At 74.0% G+C, this 9,917-nt stretch carries 11 protein-coding genes and 1 riboswitch; of the genes, 6 read left to right on the plus strand and 5 right to left on the minus strand.

All coding sequences use genetic code 11. The features are described 5' to 3' along the window. Positions 1-74: 74 nt before the first annotated feature. Positions 75-440 carry an Rv2175c family DNA-binding protein gene (locus ACFVT2_RS40380; protein WP_390026658.1) on the minus strand — a complete coding sequence of 122 codons (366 nt, stop codon included), beginning with the start codon at positions 438-440 and terminating at the stop codon, positions 75-77. 99 nt (positions 441-539) lie between these two features. Beyond that, the gene (locus tag ACFVT2_RS40385) at positions 540-1,811 is read right to left on the minus strand and encodes an NAD(P)/FAD-dependent oxidoreductase (protein ID WP_390026660.1); all 1,272 of its coding nucleotides are present in this window, start codon (positions 1,809-1,811) and stop codon (positions 540-542) included. Between the two features lie 143 nt (positions 1,812-1,954). Continuing rightward, a riboswitch (TPP riboswitch) is annotated at positions 1,955-2,067 on the plus strand. On the opposite strand from ACFVT2_RS40385, the gene thiO reads away from it, so the two are divergent. From thiO to ACFVT2_RS40400, 3 genes are all read left to right on the plus strand, one after another. Next, a complete protein-coding gene (gene thiO / locus ACFVT2_RS40390; protein WP_390026662.1) occupies positions 2,065-3,297 on the plus strand; it encodes a glycine oxidase ThiO in 1,233 nt (410 codons plus the stop codon). Its footprint overlaps the riboswitch before it by 3 nt. Before the next feature lie 74 nt (positions 3,298-3,371). Further along, positions 3,372-3,572 (plus strand): sulfur carrier protein ThiS, encoded by a 201-nt coding sequence (gene thiS, locus ACFVT2_RS40395; protein WP_390026710.1) that lies wholly within the window; start codon positions 3,372-3,374, stop codon positions 3,570-3,572. Positions 3,573-3,581: 9 nt separating this feature from the next. Further along, on the plus strand, positions 3,582-4,424 hold the full coding sequence (locus tag ACFVT2_RS40400) for a thiazole synthase (protein ID WP_390026713.1): 843 nt from the start codon (positions 3,582-3,584) through the stop codon (positions 4,422-4,424). Positions 4,425-4,489: 65 nt separating this feature from the next. Here the strand turns inward: ACFVT2_RS40400 and ACFVT2_RS40405 are convergent, their stop codons facing one another. Further along, positions 4,490-4,930: a MerR family transcriptional regulator gene (locus ACFVT2_RS40405; RefSeq protein ID WP_390026665.1), complete on the minus strand. Its 441-nt coding sequence runs from the start codon at positions 4,928-4,930 to the stop codon at positions 4,490-4,492. A 194-nt stretch (positions 4,931-5,124) separates the two neighbouring features. On the opposite strand from ACFVT2_RS40405, the gene pknB reads away from it, so the two are divergent. Next, entirely contained in the window at positions 5,125-7,098 is a 1,974-nt protein-coding gene (gene pknB / locus ACFVT2_RS40410) for a Stk1 family PASTA domain-containing Ser/Thr kinase (protein WP_390026667.1), read from the plus strand. A 52-nt stretch (positions 7,099-7,150) separates the two neighbouring features. Beyond that, positions 7,151-8,050 (plus strand): deoxyribonuclease IV, encoded by a 900-nt coding sequence (locus ACFVT2_RS40415; protein WP_390026670.1) that lies wholly within the window; start codon positions 7,151-7,153, stop codon positions 8,048-8,050. A 25-nt stretch (positions 8,051-8,075) separates the two neighbouring features. Here ACFVT2_RS40415 and ACFVT2_RS40420 read toward each other — a convergent pair whose 3' ends face one another. Then, positions 8,076-8,696 (minus strand): sulfite oxidase-like oxidoreductase, encoded by a 621-nt coding sequence (locus tag ACFVT2_RS40420; protein WP_390026672.1) that lies wholly within the window; start codon positions 8,694-8,696, stop codon positions 8,076-8,078. 154 nt (positions 8,697-8,850) lie between these two features. On the opposite strand from ACFVT2_RS40420, the gene bfr reads away from it, so the two are divergent. Next, positions 8,851-9,327, plus strand: coding sequence for a bacterioferritin (gene bfr / locus ACFVT2_RS40425; protein WP_390026675.1), 477 nt, complete (start codon positions 8,851-8,853; stop codon positions 9,325-9,327). Positions 9,328-9,367: 40 nt separating this feature from the next. Here the strand turns inward: bfr and ACFVT2_RS40430 are convergent, their stop codons facing one another. Further along, positions 9,368-9,685, minus strand: a complete 318-nt coding sequence (locus ACFVT2_RS40430; RefSeq protein WP_390026677.1) for a bacterioferritin-associated ferredoxin — start codon at positions 9,683-9,685, stop codon at positions 9,368-9,370. Between the last annotated feature and the right edge of the window lie 232 nt (positions 9,686-9,917).

The raw sequence follows: 9,917 nt of genomic DNA on the forward strand, positions 1-9,917 counted from the left end.
GGCCGGGACCGGTCCGCACGCCGCGTGGATGCGGTTGCGGATGCGTGGTGCGGTTGCTGCGGGACGCGGGTGCGTCAGACGGCCAGCGCCTGGGCCCGGCGCTTGACCTCCGTGCCGCGATTCTCGCGCAGCGCCTGCGCCGGGGTGCCGGGCAGGGTGTCGTCAGCGGTGAAAAGCCACTCCAGCATCTCCTCGTCGGTGAAGCCGTCGTCCCGCAGGAGCGTCAGCGTGCCGACGAGTCCCTTGACGACCTTGCCGTCCTGGATGAATTCGGCGGGCACCTGGAGCACGCGGTTCTCGCCGCGGCGCACCGCGATCAGCTGGCCCTCCTTCACCAGCTGCCGCACGCGGGTCACCTCGACGTCGAGTTCTTCGGCGATGTCGGGGAGGGTGAGCCAGGCGGGGACGAGTCCATCGATGTTTGCGTCAATCTCGGTCACAGGACAAGCCTGCCACCTCCCACTGACAGCCGGTACCCGGGCATCGCCATCGGGCGGCGCGTGCACACCGCCGGGTGAGCCGTGCGGCCGCGGACTGCGCTACCGGACCGCCGACTTGAGCGGAACGCTCGCGTCCGCCGCCCGTTCCCGGTCGAGCAGCGCGCCCCGCTCGATGAGCCGGCGCCCCTGGGCCAGGTCCCGCGGGCGCCCCACGGCCAGCAGCGCGACCAGCCGTCCCGCCCCGCCGGCACTGTCGCCGTCGCCGTCGCCGCGGAGCCAGAGCACCGACCAGGCGGCGCCGGCCGGATCGCCGCGCCAGACCAGTTCGTCGGCGTCCACGTGGTGACCGGCGTACTGCACGAACCGCCCGAACTGCTCGGACCAGAAGTAGGGCACCGGGTCGTAGACCGTGCCCTCGGCCAGTCCGTGGGCGATGTTCTCGGCCACCGTGCGGGGCCCCTGGAGGGCGTTGTCCCAGTGGTGGACCAGCAGCCGGGTGCCGTAACGGGCCGACGGGAAGGAGGCGCAGTCGCCGACCGCGTAGACGTCGGGGACGGAGGTGCGCAGCCGCTCGTCGGCCAGGACCGAGCCGTCCGCGGGCGAGAGGGCGACGCCGGAGCCGGCCAGCCAGGCGGTGGCGGGCCGGGCGCCGACCCCGACCACGACGGCGTCGGCCGGCAGGGTGGTGCCGTCGGCGAGGGTCACCGCGCCGGGGGCGACGGAGTCCACCCGCACGCCGGTACGCAGATCCGCTCCGGCGTCCGCGTACCAGCCGGTCATGTACGCCGCGACCTCGGCGGGCAGGGCGCCGGCCAGCGGGTGGTCGGCGGCCTCGACGACGGTGACCTCGCAGCCCGCCTCGCGGGCGGCGGTGGCGAACTCCGCGCCGATCCAGCCGGCCCCCACCACCACGATCCGGTGCTGGGCGGCGAGCACCGGCCGCAGCCGCTCGGCGTCGTCCAGGGTGCGCAGCAGGTGGACGTCGGCCAGCCCCTCGCTGCCGGGGAGCCGGATCGGTTCGGCGCCGGTGGCGATGACGGCGTGGTCGTAGCGGATCGGGCCCCGGTCGGTCTCGACGACGTGCGCGTCCGGGCGCAGTGCGGTGACCGGGCTGCCGAGGTGGAGGTCGATGCCGAGGCCGGCGAAGTCGATGTCGAACGCGGAGCCGTCGGCCTTGCCGAGCAGCACCGCCTTGGACAGCGGGGGGCGGTCGTAGGGCTGGTGGGGCTCGTCGCCGAGGAGCGTGATCGCGCCGCGCCAGCCTTGTTCGCGCAGGGCCACGGCGGTCTGCACACCCGCCATCCCCGCGCCGGCGATCACCACGCGCGGCGTGCGGTCAGGGGCCTGGGGAGACTTGCTCTGCTCGCTCACCCACTCACTTTAGGACGGCGGACGACGCGGCCCGCAGCAGCGCGCAAGGAGATCTCTGACACAGCGTCATGCACCGTGGCGGCGGGGTCCGGTCCCCGGGCGCTCCCTTACGACGCGTCGCGGCCCGTATTAGGGTGGCGGCTGCACGCACTCGCGGGAGCCCGGACGGACCGGGCTGAGAGGGAGGCTGGACGGCCTCCGACCGTACGAACCTGATCCGGGTCATGCCGGCGAAGGGAGGGGCTGGACGCCCATGCATCCATCTGCCACACCATCGGACCCGCCGCGGCCGGACGGCCGGCACCCCGATGTGCTGGTCATCGGCGGCGGCATCATCGGGCTGGTCACCGCCTGGCGGGCGGCCGGCCGCGGACTGCGCGTCGCGGTGGCGGACCCCGCGCCCGGCGGCGGCGCGGCGGCCGTCGCGGCCGGCATGCTGGCCGCCGTCACCGAACTGCACTACGGCGAGGAGACCCTGCTGGGGCTCAACCTGGCCTCGGCGCGCCGGTATCCACGCTTCACGGAGGAGCTGGAGGAGGCGAGCGGGCAGCGGATCGGCTACCGGCGGTGCGGCACCCTGGCCGTCGCGCTGGACGCCGACGACCGTGCCCACCTACGGGAGCTGCACGCCCTCCAGGTCCGCTCGGGTCTGGACTCGCAGTGGCTGACCGGGCGCGAGTGCCGCCGACTGGAACCGATGCTCGCCCCCGGGGTGCGCGGCGGCCTCCGGGTGGACGGCGACCACCAGGTCGATCCGCGGCGGCTGACGAGCGCCCTGCTGGCCGCCTGCGAGCGGGCCGGGGTGGTCTTCCACCGGGCGTCGGCGGAGCGCCTGACGACCGCCGGCGGGCGCGCCGCGGGCGCCGAACTCGCCGACGGGACGCGGCTGGCGGCCGGTCAGGTCGTACTGGCCGCGGGCAGCCACAGCGGTCGGCTGGCCGGCGTCCCGGAGGCGGTGCGGCCGCCGGTGCGGCCCGTCAAGGGACAGGTGCTGCGACTGCGGCTGCCGAACCCGCCCCCGGGCGGCCAGGCGTTCCTCTCCCGCACCGTACGGGCCGTGGTCCGGGGCAATCCCGTCTACCTGGTGCCCCGGGAGAGCGGTGAACTGGTCCTCGGCGCCACCAGCGACGAGCTGGGCTGGGACACCACGGTCACCGCGGGCGGCGTCTACGAGCTGCTGCGGGACGCCCACGAGCTGGTCCCGGGCATCACCGAGCTGCCGCTGACCGAGAGCCGCGCCGGGCTGCGTCCCGGCTCCCCCGACAACGCGCCGCTGCTCGGGCCGACCGAGCTGCCCGGCCTCCACCTGGCCACCGGCCACTTCCGCAACGGTGTCCTGTTGACGCCGGTCACCGGTGACGTGATGGCTGAGGTGCTGGCCACCGGAACCGTCCCGGAAGAGGCCCGCCCCTTCTCCCCCGCGCGTTTCTCCCCCCTCACCCAGGGGGCAGCGCGCCTCCGCGCCCTTGAGGAGCAGCCCGTATGAGTGCCCCTAATACCCCCGGCACCCCCAGCAGCCCCGTTACTCCCGATGCCCTTGACGCCCCCGACGGCCCCACGGTGTCCGTCTCCGTCAACGGGGCGGCCCGCCGGATCCCGGGCGGGCTGACCCTCGACCGGCTGGTCGCCACGCTGTCCCGGGCGTCGGCCGGGGTGGCCGCCGCGGTCAACGAGACCGTGGTGCCACGCACCCAGTGGTCCACCACCGCGCTCGGCGACGGCGATCGCGTCGAAGTGCTCACCGCCGTGCAGGGAGGCTGAATCATGGCCATGGCCGACACCGCAGTGGAGCGGGGGACCTCCCCCGTGGCACCCACCGCCGACGCCGACCCGCTCACCATCGCCGGCACCGCGTTCCGGTCCCGGCTCATCATGGGCACCGGCGGCGCGCCCAGCCTCGGCGTCCTGGAGCGCGCGCTGCTGGCCTCCGGTACCCAGCTGACGACCGTCGCCATGCGGCGGCTGGACCCGACCGTGCAGGGCTCGGTGCTGTCCGTGCTGCAACGGAACGGGATCCGGGTGCTGCCGAACACCGCCGGCTGCTTCACCGCGGGCGAGGCGGTGCTCACCGCCCGGCTCGCCCGGGAGGCGCTCGGCACGGACTGGGTCAAGCTGGAGGTCGTCGCCGACGAGCGGACCCTGCTGCCCGACCCGGTGGAGCTGCTGGACGCCGCCGAGACCCTGGTGGACGACGGCTTCACCGTCCTCCCGTACACCAACGACGACCCCGTCCTCGCCCGGAAGCTGGAGGACGTGGGTTGCGCGGCGATCATGCCGCTCGGTTCGCCGATCGGCTCCGGCCTCGGGATCCGCAATCCGCACAACTTCCAGCTGATCACCGAGCGCGCGGGCGTCCCGGTCATCCTGGACGCGGGCGCGGGCACCGCCTCGGACGCCGCGCTCGCCATGGAGCTGGGCTGCGCGGCGGTGATGCTGGCGTCGGCGGTGACCCGGGCGCAGGAACCGGAGCTGATGGCGGCGGCGATGCGGCACGCGGTGGAGGCGGGCCGGCTGGCCCACCGCGCGGGCCGGATCCCCCGCCGCCACTTCGCGCTGGCGTCCTCGCCGATCGACGGTGTCGCGGAGCTGGACCCGGAGCGGCCGGCCTTCTAGGGGGCCGGTCCGGGTGGATCGTGGCCGGGTCCGCGGCGCCGTGGAAGTGGGGGCGGGCGGCGGGCTCAGGCCGGTCCGGCGGCCGCGCCCACCCGGTCCGCCGCCGCCCCGACCCCGTCCGCGAGTTCCGGCGGGGCGGTGAACTCCGACGGCGCGGCGGTGATCACCTCGTCCAGCAGGTCCCGGGAGGCCATCAGGGCCTCGATGGAGCCGGTGAGCCGGGCGCGCTCCCGGTGGAGCTCGCCGACCAGCTGCGGGCACGTGGGCACCAGCCGACCGTCGTCGTCCCGCAGACAGGGCAGCACCTGCGCGATGGTGGCGGTGTTCAGCCCGGAGGTCAGCAGGGTGCGGATCCGGCGGACCTGGGCGACGTCGGCCTCCTGGTAGACGCGGTAGCCGGCGGCCGTCCGCCGGGGGTTGAGCAGCCCCTGCTCCTCGTAGTAGCGCAGCAGCCGCTCGGTGGTGCCGGTCCGCCGGGCCAGCGCGCCGATCTGGAGCGTCGTCATCAGGTCCCCCCTCTGGTGCGGTGTGGCGTCGCGGCCGCGGGCGCCACCCCTTCGTGCGACCACCGCCGGGTCCGGATTATTCCGCGCCGGGCCCCGGACCGCCGTCCGCCCCGTTGTCACGGTTCCGCTGCGTTCCCGGGCAGGTGCGGCCGGGGCGTCCGGGGTGTCGGTTCGGGCTCGTAGACTCGTCTGCCGTGGATACGACGTTGCAGGACCCTCTCGTGGGCCAGCTGCTCGACGGTCGCTATCGCGTCGAGGCGCGCATCGCCGCCGGGGGCATGGCCACCGTCTACCAGGCCGTGGACACCCGGCTGGACCGCGTGCTCGCCCTGAAGGTGATGCACCCGAGCCTGGCCGTGGACGGGGCGTTCGTCGACCGCTTCATCCGCGAGGCCAAGTCCGTCGCCCGGCTCTCGCACCCGAACGTGGTCGGCGTCTTCGACCAGGGCACCGACGGCACCTACGTCTATCTGGCGATGGAGTACGTCGCCGGCTGCACCCTGCGCGATGTGCTGCGCGAACGCGGCGCCCTCCAGCCGCGGGCCGCGCTGGACATCCTGGAGCCGATCCTGGCCGCGCTGGGGGCCGCGCACCGCGCCGGCCTGGTGCACCGCGACATGAAGCCGGAGAACGTCCTGATCGGCGACGACGGCCGGGTCAAGGTCGCCGACTTCGGCCTGGTGCGCGCGGTGGACACGCACACCACCGCCTCCACCGGCTCGGTCCTGGGCACCGTCTCGTACCTCGCCCCCGAGCAGATGGAGCACGGCACCGCGGACGCCCGGGTCGACGTCTACGCCTGCGGCGTGGTGCTCTACGAGATGCTCACCGGCGGCAAGCCGCACACCGGCGGCTCCGCGGCGCAGATCCTCTACAGCCACCTGCACGACGACGTCACCCCGCCCTCCGAGCTGGTGCCGGGCCTGGCACCCGAGCTGGACGAGCTGGTCGCGGCGGCCACCGCCCGCGCCCCCGAGCAGCGCCCGCACGACGCGGTGGCGCTGCTCGCCCGGGCCCGCTCGGCCCGCGCGCAGCTGACCGACGCACAGCTCGACCTCGTCCCGCCGCAGGCCAAGGAGCCGACCGCGGACGACGAGCGGACCGACGTGATACCGCGCCCGGCGGGCGTACAGCTCGCGCTGCCCGTCGAGGGCCAGGCGGAGCTGAACCGCACCAGCCGACTGGAGATGCCGCCGGCGGACGCCGCACCTGCGGACGGCCGGACCACCCGGCTGCGGCCCCCGCCCACACCGCCCGCGGCACCGGCCGACGGGCGGGTCCGGCGGCGGCGGACCGCCACGATCGTGGCGGCCGTGCTGCTGGTCCTGGGCCTCGGCACCGGCATCTGGTACATCAACGTCGGCCAGTTCACCCACGTCCCGGCAGTACTGGACATGACGCAGGCCGAGGCACAGAAGGCGCTGCACGACGCGGGACTGCGGATCAAGGTGGAGCGCGGCTTCAGCGCCAACGTCCAACGCGGCCACGTGATGGCGACGGATCCGGAAACCGGCCTGCGGATCCGCGGCAACGGCACGGTCACCCTGGTCATCTCGCGCGGCCCGGAGAAGGTCGCCGTCCCCGACCTGGCCGGCACTCCGCTCGCGGACGCCCGGCGCAAGCTGCGCGACCTGGGCCTGGTGCCGGGCACCGAGACCCGGGCGTTCAGCGACGAGGTCGCCAAGGGGTCGGTGATCCGTACGGACCCGGCGGCTGGCAGCACCCGGCGGCCGGACACCGCGGTGGCGCTCACCGTCAGCCGGGGCGCGCCGGCGGACGTGCCGAACGTGGTCGGTTCGGCGAGGGAGGACGCCGCGGCGGCCCTGCGGCAGGCCGGCTTCCGGGTCCAGTTCGCCGATCAGCCGGTCTTCGCACCGCAGGACAAGGACGCGGTGGCCCGCCAGTCGCCCGGCGCGGGTACCACGCTGGGCAAGGGCGACACCGTCACCCTGACGCTCTCCAAGGGCCCGGAGATGGTCACCGTCCCGGACGTCGGCGGCAAGAACACCGCGGACGCCACCAAGGCGCTGACCGACCTCGGCTTCAAGGTCACGGTGGACAAGCCGTTCCTGTTCCCGCAGGACAGCGTCGCGTCCCAGTCGGTCGCGGCCGGTGCACAGGCGCCCAAGGGCAGCACGATCACCATCCGGCTGAAGGGCGCGCTGTAGTTCCGCCCAGGTGCCCTGCGGGCGGCCGCGGGGCACCTGGCACCCTGGGAGGGTGAGTACTCCCCTGTCCCCCGAGGGCGCCGCGCAGCGCGCCCGCGCACGCAATCCGGTCGGCGGCCATGTGCCGGTGGCCGGCGGCCTGGCCAAGGTCGGCCTGCCGTACGCCCGGCAGATCGGCTGCGAGGCCGTCCAGGTCTTCGTCGCCAATCCGCGCGGCTGGGCGACCCCGCCCGGCAATCCCGAGCAGGACGCGGCGTTCCGCGCGGCGTGCGCCGAGGAGGGCATCCCCGCCTACGTGCACGCGCCGTACCTGATCAACTTCGGGTCGCACACCGCGGCGACGGTCGAGAAGTCCGTGGTGTCGCTGCGCCACTCGCTGCGTCGTGGCCGGGACATCGGCGCGCTCGGGGTGGTCGTGCATACCGGTTCGGCGACCGGCGGGCGTCCACGGGAGACAGCATTGGCGCAGGTCAGGGCGGAGATGCGACCGCTGCTGGACGAGCTGACGCGGGACGACGACCCCTGGCTGCTGCTGGAGCCAACGGCCGGCCAGGGCGCCTCGCTGTGCTCGCTGGCGGAGGATCTGGGGCCGTACTTCGACGCGTTGGACCGGCATCCGCGGCTCGGGGTGTGCCTGGACACCTGCCACGCGTTCGCGGCCGGGCACGACATGGCGGCGCCGGGTGGCATGAAGGCGCTGCTGGACGAGTTGGTGGAGGTCACCGGCGAGGGCCGGCTGAAGCTGATCCACGCCAATGACTCCAAGGACGTGGTCGGCGCGCACAAGGACCGGCACGCGAACATCGGCGCCGGCCACATCGGCGCGGAACCGTTCGCCGAGCTGTTCGCCCACCCCGCGACCAGCGGCGTCCCGCTGGTGATCGAGACCCCGGGCGGCGAGGAGGGCCATGCCGCGGACGTGGCGCGGCTGAAGGAGCTGCGGGTGCCCTGAGCGGATACCGGACCGGCGGGCGGCTCTAGAGTTCCGGGCCCTCGCCCGGCTCCTCCTGGTAGGAGTAGCGCTGCTCCTGCCAGGGGTCGCCGAGGTTGTGGTAGCCGCGCTCCTCCCAGAAGCCGCGGCGGTCGGCGGTCATGTACTCGATGCCGCGGACCCACTTGGGGCCCTTCCAGGCGTAGAGGTGCGGCACGATGAGCCGGACCGGGAAGCCGTGTTCGGCGGTGAGCAGTTCGCCGGAGCGGTGGGTGGCGAAGAGGCAGTTCTCCGCGCCGAAGTCGGTGAGCCGGAGGTTCGAGCTGAAGCCGTACTCGGCCCACACCATCACGTGGGTGGCCTCCGGCGCGGGCGGCGCCAGCTCCAGGATGGTCCGGGTCAGCACGCCGCCCCATTCGGCGCCGAGCATGCTGAACTTGGTGACGCAGTGCATGTCGGCGACGACGGTGGTGTACGGCAGGGCCGTGAACTCCTCGTGCGTCCAGCAGTGCTTGGCGCCGTCGGCGGTCGCGCCGAAGACCCGGAACTCCCAGCGCTCGGGGCGGAACTTCGGGACCGGTCCGTAGTGGGTCACTGGCCAGCCCCGCTGTAGCCGCTGTCCCGGAGGCAGCACAGGCTCCTCTTCGCGACTCTCCGGCTGACCCATGCCCCCATGGTGTCAGACCCCGAAGGGTGCCGATGACCAGGGCGGGACGGAATCGGGCAACTCGTACTAAGTGTGAACTTACTGGACGGCCGCTTGGCGCGGTGCGAGGATGCGCGGCACTTGCCCAGAACTCGCGTGAAAGGGGCCCGCAGCCATGCAGGGCGACCCCGAGGTCATCGAATTCCTCAACGAGCAGCTGACCGCCGAGCTGACCGCGATCAACCAGTACTTCCTGCACGCCAAGATGCAGGAGAACTTCGGCTGGCCGAAGCTCGCGAAGTACACCCGCGCCGAGTCCTTCGACGAGATGAAGCACGCGGAGGTGCTGACCGACCGCATCCTCTTCCTCGAAGGGCTGCCGAACTACCAGCGGCTGTTCCACGTCCGCATCGGCCAGACCGTCACCGAGATGTTCCAGGCCGACCGGCAGGTCGAGGTGGAGGCCATCGACCGGCTCAAGCGCGGCATCGAGGTCATGCGCGCCAAGGGGGACATCACCTCGGCCAACATCTTCGAGGACATCCTCGCCGACGAGGAGCACCACATCGACTACCTCGACACCCAGCTGGAACTGGTCGAGAAGCTCGGGGAAGCGCTCTACATCGCCCAGCTGATCGAGCAGCCGAGCTGACGGCCCAGTACGGTGCGCACCGGCGGGGCGCCCCAGGGGGCTACGCGGCCGCCCGGAGGTCCGCGGGCCCCGGTGCGGCCACCTCCGCGGCCAGCGGCCCGGATGCCGCGCCCCGCGCGTCGGGCGCCTGGCCCCATGACTCGGACTCCGACCGCAGCGCGTCGGGGACACCACTGTCGATCAGCTCGCGACGGGGGCACGCGCCACGACCCAGCAGCGCCTGGATGCGGCGGACGCAGCCGCCGCAGTCGGTGCCGGCCTTACAGGCGGAGGCGACCTGGCGGGGCGTGCAGGCACCCCGGTCCGCGTGCTCGCGGACCTGCTGCTCGGTGATGCCGAAGCAGGAGCAGACGTACACGCGGGTTCACCTCCGTAAGGGCGCCTCGTCCGATCCCGGTGATCATCAGTGAGGTAACCCTTACCTTACCCGCGACTGCGGGCCGGGAACAATGCACGGCAACGCAGTGGGGGGGGGGGGGCCCGCGGCCCGCCCCCCCCCGCGCGCCCCGCCGGTTAGTGGGGGGGGGCGGAGCCCCCCCCCCCCCGGCCCCCGCCCGCGGGCGCCCGCCGCCACGGGTGGTTCCATGGCC

It is taken from the genome of Streptomyces sp. NPDC058000 (assembly GCF_042886435.1).
Taxonomy (GTDB): domain Bacteria; phylum Actinomycetota; class Actinomycetes; order Streptomycetales; family Streptomycetaceae; genus Streptomyces.

Coding starts and splice junctions, on each gene's coding strand:
- bfr (WP_390026675.1), top strand. CDS start 8,851: ATGCAGGGCGACCCCGAGGTCATCGAATTCCTCAACGAGCAGCTGACC.
- ACFVT2_RS40400 (WP_390026713.1), top strand. CDS start 3,582: ATGGCCGACACCGCAGTGGAGCGGGGGACCTCCCCCGTGGCACCCACC.
- thiO (WP_390026662.1), top strand. CDS start 2,065: ATGCATCCATCTGCCACACCATCGGACCCGCCGCGGCCGGACGGCCGG.
- ACFVT2_RS40420 (WP_390026672.1), bottom strand. CDS start 8,696: ATGGGTCAGCCGGAGAGTCGCGAAGAGGAGCCTGTGCTGCCTCCGGGA.
- ACFVT2_RS40405 (WP_390026665.1), bottom strand. CDS start 4,930: ATGACGACGCTCCAGATCGGCGCGCTGGCCCGGCGGACCGGCACCACC.